Origin of the sequence: Mesorhizobium sp. M7A.F.Ce.TU.012.03.2.1 (assembly GCF_004006095.1) — a bacterium.
In the GTDB taxonomy this organism is placed as follows: Bacteria; Pseudomonadota; Alphaproteobacteria; order Rhizobiales; family Rhizobiaceae; genus Mesorhizobium.
Map to the genome: position 1 here is coordinate 5,790,867 of NZ_CP034779.1, position 23,590 is coordinate 5,814,456.

The 23,590-nt window shown below is 62.8% G+C and carries 24 protein-coding genes; 13 read left to right on the plus strand and 11 right to left on the minus strand.

What is annotated here, in order from left to right:
- The first annotated feature begins 2 nt into the window (after positions 1 to 2).
- The 3 genes from fumC to EJ079_RS28800 all read left to right on the plus strand — a co-directional run bounded on the left by fumC (position 3) and on the right by EJ079_RS28800 (position 2,619).
- Positions 3 to 1,400 (plus strand): class II fumarate hydratase, encoded by a 1,398-nt coding sequence (gene fumC, locus EJ079_RS28790; RefSeq protein ID WP_127810802.1) that lies wholly within the window; start codon positions 3 to 5, stop codon positions 1,398 to 1,400.
- 236 nt (positions 1,401 to 1,636) lie between these two features.
- Positions 1,637 to 2,056 carry a DoxX family protein gene (locus EJ079_RS28795; protein WP_027037841.1) on the plus strand — a complete coding sequence of 140 codons (420 nt, stop codon included), beginning with the start codon at positions 1,637 to 1,639 and terminating at the stop codon, positions 2,054 to 2,056.
- Between the two features lie 158 nt (positions 2,057 to 2,214).
- Positions 2,215 to 2,619 carry a DoxX family protein gene (locus EJ079_RS28800; RefSeq protein ID WP_127810803.1) on the plus strand — a complete coding sequence of 135 codons (405 nt, stop codon included), beginning with the start codon at positions 2,215 to 2,217 and terminating at the stop codon, positions 2,617 to 2,619.
- 286 nt (positions 2,620 to 2,905) lie between these two features.
- Here EJ079_RS28800 and ppx read toward each other — a convergent pair whose 3' ends face one another.
- Positions 2,906 to 4,441: an exopolyphosphatase gene (gene ppx / locus EJ079_RS28805; RefSeq protein ID WP_127270757.1), complete on the minus strand. Its 1,536-nt coding sequence runs from the start codon at positions 4,439 to 4,441 to the stop codon at positions 2,906 to 2,908.
- Positions 4,441 to 6,642 carry an RNA degradosome polyphosphate kinase gene (locus EJ079_RS28810; RefSeq protein WP_127810804.1) on the minus strand — a complete coding sequence of 734 codons (2,202 nt, stop codon included), beginning with the start codon at positions 6,640 to 6,642 and terminating at the stop codon, positions 4,441 to 4,443. The genes ppx and EJ079_RS28810 overlap by 1 nt, the downstream gene beginning before the upstream one ends.
- A gap of 246 nt (positions 6,643 to 6,888) precedes the next feature.
- Here EJ079_RS28810 and EJ079_RS28815 point away from each other — a divergent pair, with 246 nt between their 5' ends.
- The 4 genes from EJ079_RS28815 (at position 6,889) to EJ079_RS28830 (ending at position 9,060) form a co-directional block, all read left to right on the plus strand.
- The gene (locus tag EJ079_RS28815; protein WP_027037845.1) at positions 6,889 to 7,134 is read left to right on the plus strand and encodes a zinc-finger domain-containing protein; all 246 of its coding nucleotides are present in this window, start codon (positions 6,889 to 6,891) and stop codon (positions 7,132 to 7,134) included.
- A 19-nt stretch (positions 7,135 to 7,153) separates the two neighbouring features.
- Positions 7,154 to 8,380 carry an FAD-dependent monooxygenase gene (locus tag EJ079_RS28820; protein WP_127810805.1) on the plus strand — a complete coding sequence of 409 codons (1,227 nt, stop codon included), beginning with the start codon at positions 7,154 to 7,156 and terminating at the stop codon, positions 8,378 to 8,380.
- Positions 8,381 to 8,468: 88 nt separating this feature from the next.
- The gene (locus tag EJ079_RS28825; RefSeq protein ID WP_127810806.1) at positions 8,469 to 8,759 is read left to right on the plus strand and encodes a BrnT family toxin; all 291 of its coding nucleotides are present in this window, start codon (positions 8,469 to 8,471) and stop codon (positions 8,757 to 8,759) included.
- Positions 8,737 to 9,060 (plus strand): BrnA antitoxin family protein, encoded by a 324-nt coding sequence (locus EJ079_RS28830; RefSeq protein WP_127810807.1) that lies wholly within the window; start codon positions 8,737 to 8,739, stop codon positions 9,058 to 9,060. The genes EJ079_RS28825 and EJ079_RS28830 overlap by 23 nt, the downstream gene beginning before the upstream one ends.
- A 15-nt stretch (positions 9,061 to 9,075) precedes the next feature.
- Here EJ079_RS28830 and EJ079_RS28835 read toward each other — a convergent pair whose 3' ends face one another.
- The 7 genes from EJ079_RS28835 to EJ079_RS28865 all read right to left on the minus strand — a co-directional run bounded on the left by EJ079_RS28835 (position 9,076) and on the right by EJ079_RS28865 (position 16,121).
- Entirely contained in the window at positions 9,076 to 9,744 is a 669-nt protein-coding gene (locus EJ079_RS28835; RefSeq protein WP_127810808.1) for a TIGR02117 family protein, read from the minus strand.
- A gap of 109 nt (positions 9,745 to 9,853) precedes the next feature.
- On the minus strand, positions 9,854 to 10,657 hold the full coding sequence (locus EJ079_RS28840) for an amino acid ABC transporter ATP-binding protein (protein WP_023761950.1): 804 nt from the start codon (positions 10,655 to 10,657) through the stop codon (positions 9,854 to 9,856).
- Positions 10,658 to 10,742: 85 nt separating this feature from the next.
- On the minus strand, positions 10,743 to 11,900 hold the full coding sequence (locus tag EJ079_RS28845) for an amino acid ABC transporter permease (protein WP_127810809.1): 1,158 nt from the start codon (positions 11,898 to 11,900) through the stop codon (positions 10,743 to 10,745).
- Between the two features lie 9 nt (positions 11,901 to 11,909).
- Positions 11,910 to 13,097: an amino acid ABC transporter permease gene (locus EJ079_RS28850; protein ID WP_127810810.1), complete on the minus strand. Its 1,188-nt coding sequence runs from the start codon at positions 13,095 to 13,097 to the stop codon at positions 11,910 to 11,912.
- A gap of 63 nt (positions 13,098 to 13,160) precedes the next feature.
- A complete protein-coding gene (locus tag EJ079_RS28855; RefSeq protein ID WP_127810811.1) occupies positions 13,161 to 14,189 on the minus strand; it encodes an amino acid ABC transporter substrate-binding protein in 1,029 nt (342 codons plus the stop codon).
- 441 nt (positions 14,190 to 14,630) lie between these two features.
- Complete coding sequence (locus EJ079_RS28860) at positions 14,631 to 15,476, minus strand: DUF2182 domain-containing protein (RefSeq protein ID WP_127810812.1); 846 nt, start codon at positions 15,474 to 15,476, stop codon at positions 14,631 to 14,633.
- A gap of 9 nt (positions 15,477 to 15,485) precedes the next feature.
- On the minus strand, positions 15,486 to 16,121 hold the full coding sequence (locus tag EJ079_RS28865; RefSeq protein WP_127810813.1) for a DUF1326 domain-containing protein: 636 nt from the start codon (positions 16,119 to 16,121) through the stop codon (positions 15,486 to 15,488).
- 453 nt (positions 16,122 to 16,574) lie between these two features.
- Here EJ079_RS28865 and EJ079_RS28870 point away from each other — a divergent pair, with 453 nt between their 5' ends.
- From EJ079_RS28870 to EJ079_RS28890, 5 genes are all read left to right on the plus strand, one after another.
- Positions 16,575 to 17,756 carry a cystathionine beta-lyase gene (locus EJ079_RS28870; RefSeq protein WP_127810814.1) on the plus strand — a complete coding sequence of 394 codons (1,182 nt, stop codon included), beginning with the start codon at positions 16,575 to 16,577 and terminating at the stop codon, positions 17,754 to 17,756.
- Between the two features lie 130 nt (positions 17,757 to 17,886).
- The gene (locus tag EJ079_RS28875) at positions 17,887 to 18,948 is read left to right on the plus strand and encodes an HPP family protein (RefSeq protein WP_127810815.1); all 1,062 of its coding nucleotides are present in this window, start codon (positions 17,887 to 17,889) and stop codon (positions 18,946 to 18,948) included.
- A gap of 133 nt (positions 18,949 to 19,081) precedes the next feature.
- Positions 19,082 to 19,756, plus strand: a complete 675-nt coding sequence (locus EJ079_RS28880) for an RNA polymerase sigma factor (protein ID WP_127810816.1) — start codon at positions 19,082 to 19,084, stop codon at positions 19,754 to 19,756.
- 115 nt (positions 19,757 to 19,871) lie between these two features.
- Positions 19,872 to 20,396, plus strand: a complete 525-nt coding sequence (locus EJ079_RS28885; protein ID WP_127810817.1) for a DUF4142 domain-containing protein — start codon at positions 19,872 to 19,874, stop codon at positions 20,394 to 20,396.
- Positions 20,397 to 20,407: 11 nt separating this feature from the next.
- Positions 20,408 to 20,716, plus strand: a complete 309-nt coding sequence (locus EJ079_RS28890; protein ID WP_127810818.1) for a cupredoxin family copper-binding protein — start codon at positions 20,408 to 20,410, stop codon at positions 20,714 to 20,716.
- Here EJ079_RS28890 and EJ079_RS28895 read toward each other — a convergent pair.
- The gene (locus EJ079_RS28895) at positions 20,677 to 21,558 is read right to left on the minus strand and encodes a crotonase/enoyl-CoA hydratase family protein (RefSeq protein ID WP_127810819.1); all 882 of its coding nucleotides are present in this window, start codon (positions 21,556 to 21,558) and stop codon (positions 20,677 to 20,679) included. The two genes, EJ079_RS28890 and EJ079_RS28895, sit on opposite strands and share 40 nt — an antisense overlap.
- Before the next feature lie 87 nt (positions 21,559 to 21,645).
- On the opposite strand from EJ079_RS28895, the gene EJ079_RS28900 reads away from it, so the two are divergent.
- Positions 21,646 to 22,233: a TetR/AcrR family transcriptional regulator gene (locus EJ079_RS28900; RefSeq protein WP_164748925.1), complete on the plus strand. Its 588-nt coding sequence runs from the start codon at positions 21,646 to 21,648 to the stop codon at positions 22,231 to 22,233.
- A gap of 76 nt (positions 22,234 to 22,309) precedes the next feature.
- Here EJ079_RS28900 and EJ079_RS28910 read toward each other — a convergent pair whose 3' ends face one another.
- Positions 22,310 to 23,536, minus strand: coding sequence for an anion transporter (locus tag EJ079_RS28910; protein ID WP_127810820.1), 1,227 nt, complete (start codon positions 23,534 to 23,536; stop codon positions 22,310 to 22,312).
- Positions 23,537 to 23,590 lie beyond the last annotated feature (54 nt).

The window sequence follows — 23,590 nt, forward strand, 5'->3', positions numbered from 1 at the left end:
CTGTGACCGCTGCAAAGACCAGAACCGAAACCGACACGTTCGGTCCCATCGAAGTCGCCGCCGACCGGTACTGGGGCGCGCAGGCGCAGCGTTCGCTCGGCAATTTCAAGATCGGCTGGGAGAAGCAGCCGGCGTCGATCGTGCGCGCGCTGGGCATCGTCAAGCGGGCGGCGGCCGAGGCCAACATGGAGCTCAAACGCCTTGATCCTTCGATCGGCAAGACCATTGTCGAGGCGGCGCAAGAGGTCATCGACGGCAAGCTCGATGAGCATTTCCCGCTGGTGGTCTGGCAGACCGGCTCGGGCACACAGTCCAACATGAACGCCAACGAGGTGATCTCCAACCGGGCGATCGAGATGCTGGGCGGCGTGATGGGCTCCAAGAAGCCGGTGCATCCCAACGACCACGTCAATATGAGCCAGTCGTCGAACGACACCTATCCGACGGCCATGCACATCGCCTGCGCCGAACGCATCGTGCACGATCTGTTGCCGGCGCTGAAGCACCTGCACAAGGCGCTCGCCGCCAAGAGCAGAGAGTTCAATCACATCATCAAGATCGGCCGCACGCACACGCAGGATGCCACCCCCCTGACCCTCGGCCAGGAATTTTCGGGCTACGCCGCGCAGGTCGCCTCGTCGATCAAGCGCATCGAGCTGACGCTGCCCGGCCTGCAGGAACTGGCGCAGGGCGGCACCGCCGTCGGCACCGGCCTCAACGCGCCGGTCGGCTTCGCCGAACGGGTGGCGGATCGCATCGCCTCCATCACCGGCATTGCCTTCGTCACCGCGCCGAACAAGTTCGAGGCGCTCGCGGCCCATGATTCCATGGTGTTTTCGCACGGCGCCATCAATGCGGCGGCCGCCGCACTGTTCAAGATCGCCAACGACATCCGGTTCCTCGGGTCCGGCCCGCGTTCGGGCCTCGGCGAACTGTCGCTGCCGGAAAACGAACCGGGCTCGTCCATCATGCCGGGCAAGGTCAACCCGACCCAATGCGAGGCGCTGACGCAGGTCTGCGTGCAGGTGTTCGGCAACAATGCGGCGCTCACCTTCGCCGGCAGCCAGGGTCATTTCGAGCTCAACGTCTACAACCCGCTGATGGCCTACAACTTCCTGCAGTCGGTGCAGCTGCTCGCCGACGCCTCGGTCTCCTTCACCGACAATTGCGTCGTCGGCATCGAGGCCCGCGAAGACAACATCAAGGCGGCACTCGACCGCTCGCTGATGCTGGTGACGGCGCTGGCGCCGACCATCGGCTACGACAATGCCGCCAAGATCGCCAAGACCGCGCACAAGAAGGGCACCACTTTGCGCGAGGAAGCGCTCGCCACCGGGCTGGTCAGCGAGGCCGACTACGATCGGCTGGTGCGGCCGGAGGACATGACGCATCCGGGGTAGGCAATTCCAGGAAAAGTGCCTTGCGGTTTTCCGTCCGGAATTGCGTCAACCAAAAGCCCGGTAATTCGTGACGGGAGAATTTACTCCCGTCACGACGTGACGCGAAGCGAATTTTGCGCAGGCCGCCCGATCACGGAAACGTAAGTACTGTGAACAATGTGTCGCCAACCTGGTGGCTTTGGTGAACAGTCGGCTTGCGCTATCTCCCCGGTATCAACCCATCCCGGAGAGCCACCATGTCCATCAACACTTCAGTCGCCGGTTCCGGCGCATCCAATGCCTCGACCACCATCCTCCTCGGCCGCGTCCTGCTTGCCGTCATCTTCCTGCTTTCAGGCTTCGGCAAGCTGACCGCCATCACCGGCACGGCCGGCTATTTCGGTGCCCTCGGCCTGCCCTTGCCGACCGTAACGGCCATTGTCGTCGGCCTGATCGAGCTTCTCGGCGGCCTCGCCATCCTCGTCGGCTTCAAGACCCGGATTGTTGCCTGGGTGCTGGCGATCTTCACCGTCGCTACCGGTTTGGTCGCCCATACCGGTTGGGCCGACCAGATGCAGATGATCCAGTTTCTCAAGAACCTCGCGATTGCGGGCGGCTTCCTCCTGCTGGCTTCCTCGGGCGCCGGCGCCTATTCGATCGACGCCAAGCGCGGCTGATCCAAAAACTGGCAATAGCCGAACAAAAAAGCGGCGCGGAATTTTCCGCGCCGCTTTTTCGTTGTTGGTACATGCCCGCCGATCTGTCGGCCGGAGTTTTCTGATAGGATCGAGGCTATCGGGATGTCGTCGGCCGGCGGCCGACGATGGAGGTGAACATGCCCCGCGACGCGCTGCTCCTGCTCTCCCGGTTGCTGCTCGCCGCCCTGTTCGTGCCTTCCGGTTTCCAGGCATTGAGCGACATTGCGGGCACCACAGGTTATTTCGCCGGCCTCGGCCTGCCGCTGCCGGCACTTGCTGCCTGGGGCACGGGACTGTGCGAACTGATCGCGGGGCTGCTCATCCTGGTCGGTTTCCAGACCCGGGTCACGGCGCTGCTGCTCGCCGCCTTCTGCATTGCCGCCGGCTTCATCGGCCACTATGGCCAGGGCGGCGGCGACGCGATGCTCGCCTTCCTGCACCAGCAGATGCTGATGAAGGACATTGCGATAGCAGGCGGGTTTATTGCGCTGGCCATGGCCGGCGCCGGAGCCTGGTCGGCCGACGGGCGGGGTGCGGTTTGATATCTTTGCTTACACGCGCCCGAGCTGGTCGACCCCCACTCCGTCTCGGCTTCGCCGAGCCATCTCTCCCCCGATCGACGGGGTGGAGGAAGGGCGCGAACCTGTTGCCGCCAACGCTCTTCCAACGGGGCTCCCTTCCTTTCCCTCCGGAGGGGGGAAAGGTGGCGCTGCGAAGCAGCGACGGATTGGGGGAAGCCGGTCTACAAACGCGATGCCGCCAACGCTGAGACGACCGGGCAGGTCTCCGCTTAAGTCAGATAAGACACGGTCTGCTACCAGCCAGCGCCTATTTCACCGACATGCTGGGCCCACCCTCAACAGCCAGCACCAGCCGGCGGTTGGTTATCCTTGCCAGTTGCGCCAGGCGCCCGGCCGGCCGCTCGCCATAGAGATCGGCCAGCGACGCCGGCAAGACCAGCGCCAGCACGCCGTTGGCGCGCTGTTCCCATTTCAGCCTGGGCATGATGCCGGGCATCGACGCCGTCAGCAGGTAGACGACGCGCATCATCGCGGCGAGTACGCGCGCCCGCTCCAGATAACGCGGCGGCGCCAGCGCCTTGATCTCGGGGGCGATGGCTTCGTTGAAAATGCCGTCGTGACGATAGGCGTTGGCCATGGCCAGGAAAGCGCGGCCGGGATGGTCGACGCCGAAGAAGGAGGCGTGCGCAATGATGTTGAGCGATTGCTTGCCGCGATATTCGGGGTGCGCGCGCCAGCCGATATCGGCCAGCAATGCGGCCGCGTGGCGGTAGCGCGCCTCGTCCTCGGTCTCGTCGATGCCGAAGGCGGCAAAGGTTTTGGCGGTCCAGTCGACAAGTTCATGCGCATGGGTGACGGAGCGCGAGCGCAGGCGTGCAAGCTCCTCCGAGGCCGAAATCAGCGGATCGGCCTTCTGCTCCGCCTCGTCGAGCAGCGAATAGAGAAAGCCTTCGCGCACGCCGAGCGCCGAGACGATGATCTTCGACGGCTGCATCGCCGCCATGATCTCCTGCAGCACGACGGCGCCATAGGGCAGCAGCGAACGGCGGTTCTTGGAAACGCCTTCGATGCCCTTGACCTTCTCGATCTCGGCTTTGGCCACCTGCTTGAGGAAATTCGCCGCGCTTTCGGCCGAGATCTCGTAATGGTGCATGACACCAAGCGGATAGTTGGTCATTTCCATGTGCAGCCGGGCGAGATTTCGCCAGGTGCCGCCGACGGCGTAGAAGGGCCTGCCCTGCCCGCCTTTCAACAGCTTGGCCTTCGCCAGTTCGTCACGCGCGATCTTCGCCGCCTGAGTCAGCGAGTTCTTCGCCATGTCCTGCAGGCGCAAGCCGCCCAGCGGCAGCGTGATGCCGTCGCCGATCGCTTCGCCGGCGACGTCGACCAGTTCGAGACTGCCGCCGCCCAGATCGCCGGCGATGCCATCGGCCGGATGGAAGCCGGAAATGACGCCGAGCGCCGAATAATACGCTTCCTGACGGCCGCTGATGACACGGATCTCAGTCTTCAGCACCTCCTCGGCGCGGTGAATGAAATCAGGGCCATTGACCGCCTCGCGGGCCGCGGCGGTGGCCAGCACATACATCTGCTCGGCGCCGGCCTGGTCGGAAAGCGCGCGAAAGCGACGGAACTCTTCCATCGAGCGCGTCACCGCCTCGGGGTCGAGCTTGCCGGTCGAAACGATGCCCCGGCCGAGACCGGCCAGCATCTTTTCGTTGAACAGCATGGTCGGCGAGCGCGCCAGCCCCTCATAGACGACGAGGCGGATCGAGTTCGATCCGATGTCGATGATGGACAGCGGTCGGCGGTCCTGCAGCCGGCCTTGGGAATCAGACAGCATCAGCCGGACGCTGCGGCGTTCTTCTTGCGGCGCTTGAACTGCGCAATGCGCTTGGGCGCATGCGACTTCAGCGCGTCACCCCGTCCCGACAGGCTCGGATTGGTCATGAAATATTCCTGCGCGTTGAACGGTTCCTCGCCCTCCTCCAGCACGACGCGCCGGGAGGTTCCATCAGCCAATACGTCGAAACTTTGCTGATTGTCCATGATGTTGCCCAGCATGATCTGGCCAAGGATCTGTTCGTGCACAGTTGGATTCGTGATCGGCACCATGGTTTCGACGCGGCGGTCGAGATTGCGCGGCATCAGATCGGCCGAGGAGATGTAGACGATTGCTTCGTCCGACGGCAGGCCGTGACCGTTGCCGAAACAATAGATGCGGCTGTGCTCGAGAAAACGGCCGACGATTGATTTTACGCGGATGTTTTCCGACAGGCCCGGAACCTGCGGCCGCAGGCAGCAGATGCCGCGCACGACAAGGTCGATCTCGACGCCGGCGCGGCTGGCATCGTAGAGCGCGTCGATGATGATCGGATCGACGAGTGCGTTCATCTTCATCCAGATGCGCGCCGGTTTCCCCTGCACCGCGTAGGCAATCTCGTCGGCAATGTGCTTGAGGATGCGGCTTCTCAGCGTGAACGGCGAGATCGCCAGCCGCATTTCGTCCGTCGGCTCGGCATAGCCGGTAATGAAATTGAAGAGCTGGGCGACATCGCGGGCAATCGTCGGATCGGTGGTGAAGAAGGACAGGTCGGTGTAGATGCGCGCCGTTACCGGATGGTAGTTGCCGGTGCCGAGGTGCACGTAGTTGCGCAGCTTGCCGTCCTCGCGCCGAACCACCAGCGACATTTTCGAATGGGTTTTCAGCTCGAGAAAGCCGAACACGACCTGCACGCCGGCACGCTCCAGATCGCGCGCCCAGCGAATGTTGGCTTCTTCGTCGAAACGCGCCTTGAGCTCGACCAGCGCGGTGACCGACTTGCCGGCCTCGGCCGCGTCGACCAGCGCACGCACGATCGGGCTGTCATTGGAGGTGCGGTAAAGCGTCTGCTTGATCGCCACCACTTCCGGATCGGCCATCGCCTGGCGCAGGAACTGCACCACGACGTCAAACGATTCGTAAGGGTGATGGACGACGATGTCCTTCTCGCGGATGGCGGCGAAACAATCGCCGCCATGCTCGCGGATACGCTCGGGAAAACGCGGATTGTAGGGCATGAATTTCAGGTCGTCGCGAGGGACGGCGACGATCTCGGAAATCTGGCTGAGCGCCAGCGGCCCGGTGAGCACGCTGATGCGGCTCGACGACACGCCAAGCTCGCCTGCCACGAAGTCGCGCAATTCGCCAGGCATCAGCCTGTCGAATTCGATGCGGATCACCGAACCGCGCCGCCGCCGCTTCAGCGCCGTTTCGAACAGGCGCACGAGGTCCTCGGACTCCTCCTCGACCTCGATATCGCTGTCGCGAATGATGCGAAACGTGCCGGAGCCCTTGACCTCATAGCCGGGGAAGAGCTTGCCGATATAGAGGCCGACCGCCTCTTCCAGCGGGATGAAGCGGACATGATGCTTGCGGTCCGGCAGGCGGATGAAGCGCTTCAGCGCCACCGGCAGGCGCAGCAGCGCGCTCATCTCCTCACCATTCTTGCGATGGCGCAATTGCAGCGCCATCGAGAAGCCGAGATTGGGAATGAACGGGAACGGGTGCGCCGGATCGATCGACAGCGGGGTGAGCACCGGGAAAACCTGTTCCTGGAAATGGTCTTCCAGCCAGATTTTCTCGTCCTTGGTCAGCGCATCGCGGGTGATGCTCTCGATGCCTTCCTTGTTGAGCAGCACGGTAAGCGCCGAAAGGCTCTTCTGCTGGTCTTCCTGCAGCCGCTCGACCTCACGCAGCAGCTGTTCGAGCTGCTGTTCGGGGGTGCGGCCGTCAGGGCTCTTCAGCGTAATGCCTTCTCGTACCTGGCCGGCAAGACCGGCAACACGGACCATGAAGAACTCGTCGAGATTGGCGGCCGAGATCGACAGGAAGCGGACGCGCTCCAGCAGCGGATGATTGAGGTTCAGCGACTCCTCGAGGACGCGCCGGTTGAACTGCAGCCAGGAAAACTCGCGGTTGACAAACCGGTCCGGATTGCCGCCCTCCGGGCGAGCCACCTCGACATCCACGAATTCGTTCTGCACCGGCTTCAGTTCGTTCATGATTCCCGCTCTTCCACACCGTCAGCCAGCTAAAGCGCCGCACGTCATTCAGGAGGCGCAAAGGACGCTCTGCCACTCCAAGGCGACGCATGGTCCTTGCCGAAAACCGGTGTCGGTCTTCGGGGCCATGCGTTAACCGGCTTAACTTATCCTCTGACAGGCTTTTGCGACAGTTTCATTTCATCGAACTTGCAAAGAGCCCTGATATGATCCAGATGCAGACGAGACTGCGTTAAGGAGACGACGATGGCAGGCGGTTCCATTCCCCATTTTCAGAACGATGCGGGCTATCAGGCAATCGACATCGGCGTGAAGGAATTCATGTGCACGGGCGCCAATCCGCCTTTCGACCACCCGCATGTGTTTCTGGACATGGGCGACGACAACGAAAAAGTCTGCCCCTATTGCTCGACGCTCTACCGCTATTCTCCGAAGCTGAAGGCAACGGAAACGCTGCCGGCCGGCTGCATCTACATAGAACAGGCCGCCTGAGTCTTTCGCGGCCAGCCCGATGAACGACACGCGCTCCCGGCAAGTCGTCATCGCCGGGGCGGGAGTCGCCGGGCTAACCGCAGCGCTGGCTTTCGCCGAACGCGGCTACCCTGTGAAAGTGTTCGAACAGGTGCAGCGCCTGGAAGCGGCAGGCGCCGGCATCCAGCTTTCTCCCAACGCGACACGCATCCTTCGCCAGCTTGGTGTGCTCGACAAGCTGCTGCCGGCAACGGTGCGGCCGGAAGCGGTGGTCCTGAAGGACGCCGCGACGTTGCGCGAACTGGCGCGGGTGCCGTTGGGGCAAGCCGCCGAAACGCGCTGGCAGGCGCCCTATCTCGTCGCTCACAGGGCTGATCTGCAGAGCGCGCTGATGGCACGGGTTTCCGAGATACCGGATATCCATCTTACCACCGGCGCCCGCGTCAGCAGCGCTGCCACCGGCCCCCATGGCATCACCGCGACGGCCGAGATCGACGGCAAAACCATCAAGGCTGAGGGCTTCCTGCTGATCGGAGCCGATGGTGTCTGGTCGTCGGTGCGCGCACTTGTCGATTCGGCCAAAAAGGCGGCCTTGCCGACAAGCCATTTTTCCGGCGAGCTGGCCTGGCGCGCGACCATTGCCGCCGAAAGCGCTGCCGGACAAGCCTTTGCCGCGATCGGTGTAACCAATTGCGTCACCACCTTCCTGCATCCCGGCTTCCATATGGTGGCCTATCCCGTCAGCAAGGGTGCGGCCTTCAATCTCGCGGCCTTCACCAGGGGCGACCGCATTGCCGAGGGCTGGTCCGGCAACGCCGACGCCGGGATCCTGACCCGAGCCCTGCGCGGCACCGCGGCAGAACTTGCCCGTCTGGTCGAGCAGGCCGGCCCGTGGACCGCATGGCCGATCCACACTGTTGACCCGCAACAGCCCTGGACAACACCGAACGGCATTGCGCTGATCGGCGACGCCGCGCATGCGATGACCCCATTCGCTGCGCAAGGTGCGGCGATGGCGATCGAGGATGCGGCGACGCTTGCCGACATCATCGCCGACTTCCCTGCCGACCCCCTGGCCGCACTTGCCGTCTGGGAGCAGTCTCGGCGGCCGCGTGTCGCGCAGGTCGCCCGACGCGGCGCTGTCAACCGGCTGGCCTGGCATGCCTCGGGTCCAGTGGCGATTGCGCGCAATGTGTTCCTGAAGGTGCGCTCGTCGGAAAAACTCGCGGCGGATCTGGACTGGCTCTACGGCTGGCGGGCTCATTAGAATGCTTACATCGATAGAATGCTTACATCGGTCGACCTTGACGTAATGGCAATTTGTAGTTACATTTTTGTAGTCAACGAGGCGCAAATTGCGATTTGAATGGGACGCCGAAAAGGCGAAATCCAATTTCCGCAAGCATGGCGTAAGCTTCGACACCGCCGTTCGTGTTTTCGCCGATCCTTTCGCGCTATTGGAGCATGATCGAATTGAAGGGGGCGAATATCGTTGGCAGACAACCGGCTTGGTTGACACCGCATTGATATTGCTGGTTGCACACGCAGATCGAGAGGAAGACGGGATCGAGGTGATCCGCATCATTTCAGCGCGGCGAGCTACGTCCAAAGAGAAAAGGCATTATGCGCAAAATCGTTCGATATGAATTCGACCCGGCCAATCCGCCTCCTCTGACAGAAGCACAGAAAGCGGAGATCGCGGCTTTGAAGGCGCGACCAGAGGATGATGTCGACACGAGCGACATTCCCGAATTGACCGAGGAATTCTGGCAGAACGCCGTCCGAAATCCTTATTTCAAGCCGGTCAAGCAACAACTGACCCTGCGTCTCGATTCTGACCTCGTCGCCTGGTTCAAAAGGCGCGCACCGGATGGTCGCGGCTACCAGGGTGCAATCAACAGAGCGCTTCGAGAATATATGTCCAAACAGGATCGCAAGGCCGGCTGATCACCGGAATGGCCTTCAATTATACAGCCGCATCGACAGGCCAAGCGATACAGGCAGCGGGTTCCACCAGCCGGTGCGCAGGCCGGCGATGCGCAAGGCCGCCGCCGTCCAGGTGTTGCAGCCGACCAGTGCGTTGAAATGGCCATTGGCTTCGTAGAAGCCGTCGAACCTGGAATAGGCTGCGTCCGGAACGAGGGTCGGGCCTTTCGGTCCCCGCTGGAAACTTGCATCGATGAAATCGAGCAACGCCGTGAACCGATCCTCGGTGATGTCGAATCCCGCGATATCGGGGTGCGGTTCGAGGATGTCACCGGCGACATCGACATGCATGACCGACGCGTCGAGTGTCAGTGCCTTCATCACCGGCACCGCCTTCAGCTCGGACCATGTCGGCGTCTCCAGGTAGAAGGCGCGGCCGCCCCAGCCGAAGACGATGTAGCGGACCTCCGGCCTGTCGGCCGGTATGCCCGCGTCGACCAGGAAATGGAAACGCCGGCGCACGGCGTCATCGACCGGGATGGCGATATCGGTGTGGATCGGATTGTTCAGCACCAGGATGTGACGCGTCGCGGCTGGCACGGCGGCGGCGGCCGGCCACAGCGGCCGTGGCACGAAGGTGCCCGTCGTCAGGGCGAGTGCGACGAGAACCAACAGAAGACCCAGAAAACGTCCCAGTCTTTTCATGAAAGGCGGCCCTGCAAACGCGCTCCGGCGCGACACGAACGCCCGCCTGTTATCCATACGCAAAAGAGCCCGGCAGTGTTTCAGCCGGGCTCTTCGTGGCCGTCGAGGCCTAGTGCAGGATCTGCGACAGGAACAGCTTCGTGCGCTCGTGGCGCGGGTGGTCGAAGAACTCGGCCGGCGTGTTCTGCTCGACGATCTGGCCCTGGTCCATGAAGATTACACGGTTGGCGACCTTGCGGGCGAAGCCCATCTCGTGGGTGACACACAGCATGGTCATGCCTTCCTCGGCAAGGCCAACCATGGTCTCCAGCACTTCCTTGATCATCTCCGGATCGAGCGCCGAGGTCGGCTCGTCGAACAGCATGATGCGCGGGTTCATGCACAGCGAACGGGCAATCGCCACACGCTGCTGCTGGCCGCCGGACAATTGGCCGGGATATTTGTGGGCCTGTTCCGGAATCTTGACGCGCTTGAGGAAATGCATGGCGATTTCCTCGGCCTGTTTCTTCGGCGTCTTGCGCACCCAGATCGGCGCCAGCGTGCAGTTCTCCAGGATGGTCAGATGCGGGAACAGGTTGAAGTGCTGGAACACCATGCCGACCTCGCGGCGCACCTCGTCGATCTTCTTGAGATCGTTGGTCAGTTCCTTGCCATCGACGATGATCTTGCCCTTCTGGTGCTCCTCCAGACGGTTGATGCAGCGGATCATGGTCGATTTGCCGGAGCCGGAGGGGCCGCAGATGACGATACGCTCGCCGCGCATCACTTTCAGGTTGATGTCCTTCAGCACATGGAACTCGCCGTACCATTTGTGCATGGCGATGATGTCGATGGCGACATCGGTCGTCGAAATCTGCATCTTGGCGGCGTTGACCTTGATCTCTTCGGCGCTGACGGCATTTTCGGTGGCCATGACAGGGATCCCCTTGTTCTTTTGTCGTTGGTAGTGATGCATGTCGTTATCCCAAAACCGCTATACACTTTTGGGCGACATGCATTCAGCGTTTGTGGCCGGTGTCGAGCCGGCGTTCGGTGTACATTGAATAGCGCGACATGCCGAAGCAGAACAGCCAGAAGACGAAGGCCGCGAAGATCAGGCCTGACCTCGCCGTCTGCGCGGTTGCCCAGTTTGCATCGGAGAAATTCTGTTTGACGATGCCGAGCAGGTCGAACATCGAGATGATGATGACCAGGCTGGTGTCCTTGAACATGCCGATGAAGGTGTTGACGATGCCTGGAATAACCAGTTTCAGCGCCTGCGGCATGACGATGAAATACATTTTCTGCCAATAGCCGAGACCGAGCGAATCGGCACCTTCATACTGGCCCTTGGGGATCGCCTGCAGGCCGCCGCGCACCACTTCGGCCATATAGGCCGCGGCAAACAGCGACACCCCGATCAGCGCGCGCAGGAACTTGTCGAACGACACACCCTCCGGCAGGAACAGCGGCAGCATGACGCTGGCGAAGAACAGCACGGTGATCAGCGGGATGCCGCGCACCGTCTCGATGAAGACAACGCACAGCGTCTTGATGATCGGCATCTTGGAACGGCGGCCGAGCGCCAGCACGATGCCGAGCGGCAGCGACACGGCAATGCCGACGAAAGACAGGCTGAGCGTCACCAAGAGCCCACCCCAAAGCGAGGTCTCGACATGCGGCAGGCCGAACATGCCGCCGACCAGCAGGACGAAGGCGACGATCGGCAGCACGAAGAACAGCAGAACCGCATTCAGCCCTTTGCGCGGCACCTTCGGGATCAGCATCGGCACCAGCAGCGCCACGAACAGGATAGCGACCAGGATCGGCCGCCAGCGCTCCTCGATGGGATAGCGCCCGAGCATGAACTGGCCGAATTTGGCATTGACGAAAGCCCAGCAGGCGCCGGTCCAGCCATCCGGCTGGATGCCGCCTTGCGCCACCGTGGCGCATACGGTCCGGTCCGGTCCCGTCCACACGGCGTTGATGAACGCCCAATTGATGATTTGCGGCAGGATCATCGCCACCAGGGCGATGCCGACGATCGTCAAGATGGTGTCGCCGGCAGAAGCGATCAGGTTCTTGCGCACCCAAGCGCCGAGGCCGGTGACGCTGGCGGGCGCCGGCTGCGCCAGCACCATTTCGGTGCGCACCCAGAACATATCATGTTCTTGCATGTCCTTACCTCACCTCTCCACCAGCGCCATCTTGGCGTTGAACCAGTTCATCACAAGCGAGGTCAGGAGGCTGATGGCGAGGTAGATCACCATCATGATCACCACGCCTTCGACGGCCTGGCCGGTCTGGTTCAGCACCGTCCCGGCGGTCGCCGTCAGGTCCGGATAGCCGATGGCGATGGCCAGCGACGAGTTCTTGGTCAGGTTGAGATACTGGCTGGTCAGCGGCGGAATGACGATGCGCATGGCCTGCGGCACGACGACCAGCCGCAGGATCGATCCGGACCGCAAGCCCAACGCACCGGCAGCTTCCGTCTGGCCCGCGCTGACACCCCTGATGCCGGCGCGCACGATCTCGGCGATGAAGGCGGCGGTATAGCAGGACAGCGCCAGATAAAGCGACAGGAACTCCGGCCGGACCTGGAAGCCGCCGGTCAGGTTGAAAGTCGACTGCTTCGGGTAGTCGAAGCTCAGGGGAAAGCCGCTCAGCGCATAGGCGAGCAGCGGCAGCCCGACGATCAGCGCCGCGGACGTCCAAAACACTGGAAATTGCTGGCCGGTCGCCATCTGCCGTTGCCGCGCCTTGCGCGCGACGAACCACGCCATGGCGATGCCGACAAGCAGGGCGACGAAGATCAGCCATGAGCCGTCGCCCCACACGGCGCGTGGAAAATAGAAACCGCGCTGGTTGAGGAAGGAGCCGAACGGCAGGTTGTAGCTGTCGCGTGGTGCCGGCAGCACGGCCAGCACGCCGGAATACCAGAAGAAGATGACCAGCAGCGGCGGGATGTTGCGGAAGACCTCGACATAGACGGTGCAGATCTTCCGGATCAGCCAGTTCTGCGAGAGCCGGCCGATGCCGATGACGAAGCCGATGATTGTCGCGGTGATGATGCCGACGATGGCGACGATGAGCGTGTTGAGGAGGCCGACCAGAATGGCGCGGCCATAGGTCGAATCCGACGAATAGGCGATCGCGCTCTCGCTGATGTCGAAGCCGGCGCGGCCCTTGAGGAAGCCGAAGCCTGAAGCGATGCGCAGCCGCGTCAGGTTGTCGATGACGTTGTGGGCAATCCACCAGACGCCCGCCACCAGCAGCACGACGACCAGCACCTGGAAGAATATGCCCCGGATTTTCGGATCGTTGATGAAGGAGCCGCGGCTGGGCTCCTCGCGAAGTACGTCCTGCGATGCCATTCGACCGTCCCCTGGAAAGAGAAACCGGGAGGCAGATGATCTGCCTCCCGGATCACATTTCGATCAGCGGATCGGCGGCGCGTATTGCAGGCCGCCCTTGGTCCACAGCGCGTTGATGCCGCGCGCGATCTTCAGCGGGCTGCCCGAGCCGACATTGCGCTCGAACATATCGCCATAATTGCCGACGGCCTTGACGATGTTGACCACCCAGTCATTGGAGACGCCGAGATCGGTGCCGATCTTGGTATCGGCTTCCTGGCCGAGCACGCGCTTGATCTCGGGGCTTGCCGAGTTCTTCATCTCCTCGACATTGGCCTTGGTGATGCCGAGCTCTTCAGCCTGCAGCAGCGCGAAATAGGTCCACTTGACGATGTGATACCACTGGTCGTCGCCCTGGCGAACGGCCGGTCCGAGCGGCTCCTTGGAGATGATCTCGGGCAGCACGACGTGGTCGGCCGGCGCTCCCAGCGTCAGGCGGATGCCGTAGAGGCCCGACTGATCGGTGGTGTAGACGTCGCAGCGGCCGGCATCATAGGCGGCGTTGACCTCTTCCAGCTTCTCGAAGACGACGGGATTGTACTCCATCTTGTTGGCCTTGAAGTAGTCGGCGAGGTTCAGCTCGGTGGTGGTGCCGCTCTGCACGCAGACGGCTGCGCCCGAAAGCTGCAGGGCCGAATTGACGCCCGGCAGCTTCTTGGCGTTGATCATGAAACCCTGGCCGTCATAGTAGGTGACGCCGATGAAGTTCAGGCCAAGCGCCGTATCGCGGTTGATGGTCCAGGTGGTGTTGCGCGACAGGATGTCGATCTCGCCCGACTGCAGCGCGGTGAACCGCTCCTTGGCGCTGAGCGGCGTGAACTTGACCTTGGAGCCGTCACCAAAGACGGCGGCCGCGACAGCGCGGCAGAAATCCGCATCGATGCCTTGCCAGTCACCCTTGTCGTCCGGCGCCGAAAAGCCGGCAAGGCCGGTGGAGACGCCGCACTGGATGAAGCCCTTCGCCTTGACGGTGTCGAGCGTGGCCGCCGACGCGGCGGACGCCATCAATCCAAGCGTGGCGGCGCCTAGAATGCCGATAGCAATGTGTTTCATGACCCACAGACCCTTTTCTCTGTTTTCAGGAGTAAATCCTGATTTTTTTCTCCCGTGTGAACGCGGCTTCATCCCGGCCCATTCCCGAAACCCCGCATCGTAACCGACGCGCCGCCTCCCATTCACAAATGTCATCGAAGGCGATAATTCCTGTGAGGTCAAGGGAAATGACCGAAACCCAAAGAGTTTGAAAACCGATTGCCGCAAATGCCCGATTTACAGACAAACACGCCCGCGATTTAGCCAGCAGGGCTAATAAAGGCGGCAAATCTCATGCAACGCCAACGCGGGGCCAATACGGGCCGCGGCAGCGAAATCCATCCCGGGCAATAGCTCGTCGTTGTTGACCTCCGCGTGCGACGAACTACCAGGTCCCAAGATTGTCATCTGACAATTTACTGACGGCTGCATACCAATACAGACCGCCGACGAAGACTGTTCTCAAAGGGCTTGAAAGACGATCCAGATCCCGATGGCGGCCATCAACGCGCCTGAAACGCGCGGAATCAGCTGCCCGGTCGGCACCGTCTTCTCCAGCAGAACAAGGATGGCGATGCCGGCGATCCACAGCACGTTCATGACGCCACCGACGAACAACAGAGCCATCAGCGCCCAGCAGCACCCCAGGCAATAAGCGCCGTGATCGATGCCGAGCCGAAGCGCGCCGAGCGGAGCGGAGCGGAATCCGCCACGGCCGGCCAGGAACGCGATCGGCGCCTGACATTCGCGCAGGCAGACGCCCTTCATCGGCGTCCATTGATAGAGACCGGCGGCGATCAGAACGAGGCCGCCGAGGATCGCGCTGCCGGTTGCCATCGAGGGATCGAGCAAGGCAAGACGGGCGAGAAGCCATTGCGCACCGGTCGCCAGGAGGCTGAAGACGACCCAGACGGCGAGATAGCCGGCAAAAAACCATCCCGTCGAAGCGATGGGCCGGCCATCCGCCCGCGCCTTGCGGCCGACACCGGCATAGAGCAGCAACATCGGCGCGACCGACGGCGTCATCATGCCGACCATCATCACCGCCCACATCGTGAAGGTGAAGGCGAAATCGCCCAATGCCCAGGGCCGGAAGCCGGGCGCCATGGCGGCGCCCATATCCATGCCGGCCATATCCATGCCGGCCATGTCGCCGCCTCCGCCGTCCGGCAAGGGGGAGCCGGGCATGACCATGGTGGCGGCGAGCCACAGCACATAGGCCCAGGCGAGCACGGCAATCACCACGAGCGCGGCCATCACGACCGCGCGATCGCGCCTCAGCACCGCCTCGAGGGCCGTATCGCCCATTGGATCAGGTCAATGCACGATGCCGCTCTGCGTAAGATGCAGATTGGCGAAATGGCTGTGCGTATCGGCCAGTTCGAACTTGATCGGGCCCGTCGCCTTGGTCCAGCCGCGCCCGACCTCGGCGATCGCGTATTCGAAGCCGTGCGGCAAGTCGATGCGCGCCTGGTGCGCGGCGCCGGTGACCGGATTCCGGATCGGCTCGCCGCGACCGTCGGTTATACCCTCGACATGCAGCTGACTGGTTCGCGCGTCGACGTCGATCTTGAATTCGATCGGCGCGAAGATCGGATCGTGGAATTTCTCCAGCGTGGTCGAAAAGACCTGAAATATCGTTGCACCTGGCTCGGTGTCCAGACCGCCCAATATGCGAAGCAGCGCGCCACGTTGGGCTTCCGTCGCCCTCTCGTCGATGACCACCGCGGCTTCACCCCCGCCCTGGTGTATGGCGCCGGGCCATCTGAAAATCCCGACGAACCGCAACCCGTCGAGCTTGGTGTCGCCGTGATGGCCGCTCTCGATTTCCATGCCGGCGACCGCCTGGCAGAATCCGTATGTCGGCATGGCGTTGAACTGGCACGGGCAGCCATAGGCGCAGTTGCAGTTGATGAATTCGCTCGCCTTCATGGCCCATTTGACGTCCGGCATGTCATTCCTCCCTTGCCGCACTCACGCTTCATGAGCGCGATCCGGATCGTGGAGGACCAGAAGTCAACCGGCAGCAACCATCCGGCAGCATCTGATCGAAGCAATCCGGCGATTAATATTAGCAGGAAATCATATACCTTCCGCAGCCGCCCACAATAGGCCGATCGGCTGAGATTAGGGCTCCGAACGCAGGTCAATAAAAGGCCGCCTTTCGCGATAGGAATTTTTTCTTGACACCCTGCCCTCAGCTATGGTACATATTCGTCCATGGTGCTGATTTGCGCCGATAACCCGCCGCACAGGCGGGTTTTTCGTTTAATACCCTGCCCCAGCATCGCTGTTTTTGCCGCGACGAACTGGCATATCGAAGTCCGCCTCCTGGCGGGCGGTGGCTGTTGCACGGTCCATAGCGCCGCACTATGGCTACCGGCTTGTCAAACGAGGCGACGCAGAATGGCGAAAGACGGCGAGCACTTTAGCGGCGGGATGGGCGTCAACACGCGGCTTGCCCATTCGGGCAACAATCCGCACGACTATTTCGGCTTCGTCAATCCGCCGGTGGTGCATGCTTCGACCGTGCTGTTTCGCGACGCGGCTTCGATGGCGGCGCGCACCCAGAAATACACTTACGGCACGCGCGGCACACCGACGACCGATGCGCTTGCCCATGCCATAGACGCGCTGGAAGGCTCGGCAGGCACGATCCTGGTGCCGTCGGGCCTTGCGGCGGTGACGGTGCCGCTGCTCGCCTTCGTCTCGGCCGGCGACCATCTGCTGATCGTCGATACCGTCTATCATCCAACCCGCAATTTCGCTGACACGATGCTGAAGCGGCTGGGCGTCGAGGTCGAGTATTACGCCCCCGATGTCGGCGCCGGCATCGCGGCGTTGATCAAGCCCAACACCAAGGTGGTGTTCACGGAATCGCCGGCCTCCAACACGTTCGAGGTGCAGGACATCCCGGCTATCGCCAAGGCGGCGCACGCCGCGGGCGCCATCGTCATGATGGACAATACGTGGGCGACGCCACTCTATTTCCGTCCGCTCGACCACGGTGTCGACATCTCGATCCATGCGGCGACCAAATACCCGGCCGGCCATTCCGACGTGCTGCTCGGCACGGTGTCGGCCAATGAGAGCTGCTGGACGCATCTTTACGAGAGCTTCTGCACGCTTGGCTGTTGCGCCGGGCCCGACGACGTCTACCAGGTGCTGCGTGGCCTGCGCAGCATGGGCGTGCGCCTCGAACACCATCAGCGCAGTACGCTTGCCATCGCCTCCTGGCTCGAGGGCCAGAAGGGCGTGGCGCGCGTGCTCCACCCGGCCCTGCCCAGCCATCCGGACCACGCTCTGTGGAAGCGGGATTTCTCCGGCTCCAGCGGCATCTTTTCCATCGTTCTTGCCGGTGGCGGCCAGAAGCAGCAGCACGCCTTTCTCGACGCGCTGCGGATCTTCGGCCTCGGCTATTCCTGGGGCGGCTATGAGAGCCTTGCCGTACCGGTCTGGCTCGGCGACCGCGTCGTTCCAAAAGCGCCCTATGAGGGTCCGTTGATCCGCCTGCAGATCGGCCTCGAGGACGTCGACGACCTGAAGGCCGACATCTCGCGCGGCCTGACCGCCGCGGCGGCTGCGTAGCGGAATTCTATTCCCTAAAATTGCGGTTTACCGGATCAGTTTGGCTTTCAAATTCAACGATGCCGCGTCATTGCGGTGCGATCAGCACATTTTCGACTTCCCCTGGAATACCGGCAGAGTTTTCGACCCCATGGCTTTCCGCCTTTTTGTTCCCATTCTTGCCGGTGCGACGCTGCGCGAGCGTCTCGTCGCCTGTATCGGCGCGACGATCGGCATTGCACTCACCGGCGTGATCGCCAGCCTTGTGCTCGGCAACGGCCCGCATGTGCCACTGCTGGTGGCGCCGATGGGGGCGTCGGCGGTGCTGCTGTTCGCCGTGCCCGCCAGTCCGCTGGCACAGCCATGGTCGATCATCGGCGGCAACACGATATCGGCGCTGGTCGGCGTGATCGTGGCGCATTTCATCCACGAAACCGCCCTTGCCAGCGGCATCGCGGTGGCACTGGCCATTGCCGCCATGTCGTTCACGCGCTGCCTGCATCCGCCGGGCGGAGCGGCCGCGCTGACCGCGGTGCTGGGAGGGCCTGCCGTCATCAGCGCCGGCTTCCTGTTTCCATTCGTGCCGGTGGCGCTGAACTCGATCCTGCTGGTGGCGCTCGGCTACGGCTTCCACAGGCTGGCCCGGCGCAATTATCCGCATGTGCCGGTTGCAGCGCCGGCGAACAGCCACGGCACCGGCGATCCGCCGGCGCAACTGCGCGTCGGCTTCCGCTCCGAAGACATCGATGCCGCGCTTGGCGCACTCGACGAGACGTTCGATATCGATCGCAACGATCTCGACCGGCTGCTGCGGCAGGTCGAATTGCAGGCGATGGTGCGCGCGCACAAGACCCTTCTGTGCGAGGACATCATGTCGCGCGATGTCATCTCGGTCGATGCTCACACCTCGACCGAGGCGGCGCGCCAATTGCTGCTTGACCACAACATCCGGACCCTGCCGGTCGTCAATGCTGAAGCCAGGCTGGCAGGGACCGTGGGATTGCGCGAACTCACCCAGGCCTTTGGGACGGTCGGATCCGTTATATCGCCCGCGGCAACAGCCGCCGCAGGCTTTGCCGCCATGGGTCTGCTGCCGGTGCTCACCGACGGCCGCAGCCATGCGGTCATCATCGTCGACGACGACAAGCGGATTCTCGGGCTGATCACCCAGACCGATCTGTTGGCGGCCACGGCGCGCCTGCAGGCTGCCTGACAAGCCTTCGCTCGCACTGTAGGGTAGCGGCCGCCGGACCCGGCAGAAAATCTTCGGGAACCTTCTGCCGGCGACAGCGTCCAATCTCCCGATCGAGAATCTTGGTTCGGAGATTGGGTTGAGGAAACTGGCGATGCCTGCTGTGTTGACGGCCGTGCCTTCCGCTGTGCCAGGCGAGATGCAGCTTGTGCACCGCGCGCTGGCGCGCGACGACGACGCCTTCCGCACCATCATCAAGACACATAATCAGCGGCTCTACCGGATCGCGCGCGGCGTCGTGCGCAATGACAGCGAGGCCGAGGACATCGTCCAGGAGGCCTACCTCAAGGCTTTCGCCCATCTCGATGCGTTTCGCGGCGACTCCTCGCTCGCCACATGGCTGTCGCGCATCGTCATCAACGAGGCGCTCGGCCGCCTGCGCAAAAGGCGCAGAACGGTGGCAATGCCGGAAAATCCGCAAGCCGAGATCATCCGGTTCCCCCTCCACCCCAGCGACGATCCGGAACGGACGATGGCGCAAAGGCAGATCCTCCAACTGGTCGAACAGGCCACAGACAGCCTTCCCGACGTCTACCGGACGGTGTTCGTGGCGCGGGTGATCGAGGGGCTGAGCATCGAGGAGACCGCCGATCTCCTCGGCGTGCGGCCGCAAACCGTCAAGACAAGGCTGCACCGCGCCCGCGCCCTCGTGCGCAAGGCGCTGGACGATCAGATCGGGCCGGTGCTGCTCGATGCCTTCCCCTTCGCCGGCCGGCGTTGCGAACGACTGACCAGCGCGGTCATGCGGCGGCTCGGGCTGGAAAGCTGAGCCTCACCGGATTCAATTGATTTTGGCGGGAACGTTTGCCGCTGGCCAGCATCCAACGACCGTCAACCGAAAACACAGTCCGGCGAGATTTTCAGCGTCCGGCGAAGGAGATGCCATGTCCATCCGACACACTGCCGCGCTCGCCGCCCTGCTGCTGCTCGGCACCGCCCCGTTCGCACAAGCCGCCGACAAGCCAACCGATCCGCAGATCGCTCACATCGCCTATACGGCCGGGGTCATCGACATTGAAGCGGCCAAGCTGGCCATCGAAAAATCGAAGACCAAGGAGGTCGTGGATTTCGCCAACGACATGGTGCGCGACCACGAAGCCGTGAACGTGCAGGCGCTCGATCTGGTGAAGAAGCTCAAGGTCACGCCGGAAGACAACGCCACCAGCCAGGCGCTGACCAAAGCTGCGGCGGAGGAGCGGGCCAAGCTCGCCAAACTCGACGGCGCTGCCTTCGACAAGGCCTATGTCGATAACGAGGTCGCCTACCACAAGCAGGTCAACGGCGCGCTCGAAACCCTTTTGATCCGGTCGGCGCAGAATGCCGACCTGAAGAGCCTGCTGGAAACCGGCCTGAAGATTTTCCAGGGCCATGAGCAGCACGCCGAGCACGTCGCCGGCATGCTCAAGTAAGGACCGGGAGCATGCCGAAACGCCATCTGTGGATTGCGTTGACGCTGGCCGTCGGTACCGTTCCGGCGCGAGCAGAAACCATCCAGGTCATCATCGACAGGCTGGTGTTCTCGCCAGCCAGCGTCGAGGCCAAGGTCGGCGACACGATCGAGTGGGTGAACAAGGATGTGTTCGCCCACACGGCCACCGTGAAAGGCGGCTGGGAAGTGATGATCCCGCCGAAGAAATCCGCAAGCCTGACATTGAAGGCCGCGGGACCGGTCGACTATTTCTGCCGCTTTCACCCCAACATGAAAGGCCGTTTGGTGGTGGCGCCCTGATCCAACGCCAACGAGGCTCGCCTGGCCTCGTCGGGACGCGCGATATGCGTCCACGAGCCGTCATAGCCCGGCTCGCGGCGTGCCATCCAGGCATTCAGCCCTTCGCGCAGATCAGCGGTCGGGGCCATGCGGGCGAACTGCTCGGCCTCGACCAGCAAACCTTCGGCGATGCTCTGGTTGAGGCCGCGGGCCACTGCCGTGAGGATGCCGGCAATCGCCAGATCGGAGTGTCGCAGGATACGCCTGGCCAGGCCGATCGCGGCCGGCATCAATTCGGCATGCGGCACAACCTCGTTGACGAGACCCAACTCAAGCGCCCGCGGCGGCGCAAACCAGTCACCGGTCAACAGCAACTCCAGCGCCCGCTTGCGCCCGGCGATCCTTGGCAGGCGTTGGGTTCCACCGAAGGTCGGCGGCATTGCGAGGTTGATTTCCGGCTTGGCGAACAAAGCGCGGTCACTGGCGATGGCGAGCGGCACCGCCTCGGTGATTTCGCAACCGCCACCAAAGGCAATGCCGTTGACGGCAGCGATGACGGGTTTGCGAAACGCTTCCAGCCTCGCCGTCAGCCGTTGCCCGCGCATGACGAAATCACGCATCGCGACATCCACGCCGAGCGCCACGCTGGCCGAGAACTCATGAATGTCGCCGCCGGCCGAAAACGCCCGCTCCCCTGCACCGGTCAGAATGACCGCACGAACGCTGTCATCGACTTCAATGTCGTCAAGGATCGCAAGCAGGCGATCGATCAGGGCATAGTTCAAGGCGTTGAGCTTCTCCGGCCGATTGAGGGTGAGGATGGCAATCCCATCCCGGGGTTCCTTGAGGACAAGATCGGTCATTGGCTCTTCCTTCTTCATCATGCTGATGACCGGAAGACTATGCCCCTTTCCGCTTGTGTATATTCACTAGTCGGTATACCTAAGCTCATGCCTGACACGCAAAGTCCTACACGCAAACGTATTGTCGATGCCGCGACCAGGCTCTTCTATGCCGAAGGAATCGGTCGCGTCAGCGTCGATGCCGTCGCCGAGGAAGCGGGTCTCACCAAACGCACGCTCTACTACCATTTCAAGAGCAAGGACGACCTCATCGCCGCCTATCTCGATGGCCGCGACCAACCCAATCTGAAGCGGATGGCCGGCTGGTTCGATGCCGCCGAAGGCGGCGCGGATCGCAAGGTCGAGGCGATCTTCACCAATCTGGCGAGGTCCGCTCGTCACCCGAAATGGAAAGGATGCGGCTTCCTGCGCACGGCCGCCGAACTCGCCTCGATGCCCGGACATCCGGCGGTCAAGGTCGGCGCGCGGCACAAGCTGAATTTCGAAACATGGCTGGCCGGCGCCTTGTCGGACCATGGCGTCGGCGAGCCGCCTGCCTTGGCACGCGAGATCGTGCTTTTGATCGACGGCTGCTTTTCGATCATGCTGATCCACCGCAACCCCGATTACATCGAGGCCGCCGGCCGCGCCGCGGCGACGCTGGTGCGGGCGCGGATTTCAGGCAGCCAGGTCTAAAGCGCGACGCGCTTTAAGCCTTTGGTTTTATGCATGTCGTTGCGCCAAAACCGGGGCCACTTTTGGGCGACATGCATTAGAAACCAAACGCCAGCCATGCGGTGCCGGCGGCCAGCGTTATCAGCGTCAGCGGCAAGCCGACCTTGAAAAAAGCGCCGAACGACAGCGTCGTGCCGGCGGCTCGGCCCTGTTCGGCGACGATCAGGTTGGCGACCGAACCCAGCAGCGTGAAATTGCCGGCCAGTGTCGAGCTCATGGCGACGACCAGCCAGGCGCGCTCGGGGTTTTCCAGGCCGGGTATGAAAGGCCGCAGCGCCAGCACGGCCGGGACATTGCTCATGATGTTGGAAAGCACCGCGGTGAATCCGGACAGACGCCAGACATCGTCCAGCCCGAGGTTCTTTGCCGAGGCGATCATGTCTGGCGAAAGAAGCGTCTTTTCGGCGCCGGCGACGACCACGAACAGACCGGCGAACATGAACAGCAGCGGACCGTCGACCTCGCGGTAGATGCGTTCCGGCTTGATCGCCCGGGTAAGCAAGAGGATGGCGCCGCCGATGAGCGCGGCCTTGGCGACAGGCACACCGGCGAAGAAGGCGATTGCCAGTCCGATGCAAACTACCACCGCCTTCAGCACCTGCCCCTTGTGCATGCGGCCACGCGAGACCTCGGGCGTCAGTTGGACCGTTCGGGCGAATTCGGCCCGGTAGACGATACGAATGATGACAACGACCGCGACGAGGCCGAAAAGGGCGACCGGAGCCAGCGCTGCCGAAAAGGCCGGATAGGAAATGCCCGACAGCGCGCCGATGACCATGTTTTGCGGATTGCCCGTGATGGTAGCGACGCTGCCGCAATTCGACGCGGTGGCGGTGGCGATCAGATAGGGGATCGGGTTGCGCTTGATCACACGGGTGACATGGACGACGATCGGCGCCATGACGAGGCAGATGGCGTCGTTGACCAGGAAGGCGGACAGTACGCCGGTCAGCAGCGTCACCATCACCAAAAGCATGAAGGGCGCGTGCGCGTGTTCGATGGCGATGGCACCAAGGCCGCGAAAGGCGCCTGACACTTTCAGATGCGCCACCACGATCATCATGCCGAGCAGAAGCGTGATGGTGTCGAAATTGATCGCCCGGTAGGCATCCTCCATGCTGAGCGCGCCGATGGCGATCATCGCGGCCCCGCCGAGCAGCGCGATCCCTGCCCGGTCGAGGCGCAGACCGGGGATGCGGCCAATGGCGACACCGGCGTAAGTCAGGATCAGGATCAGCAGTGCCGCCGCGCCCATCAATGTCATCGATAGAAGTCCTGCCCAGTCTGTTTCCGCGCCGAAGCCTGCCACCCATCCGGA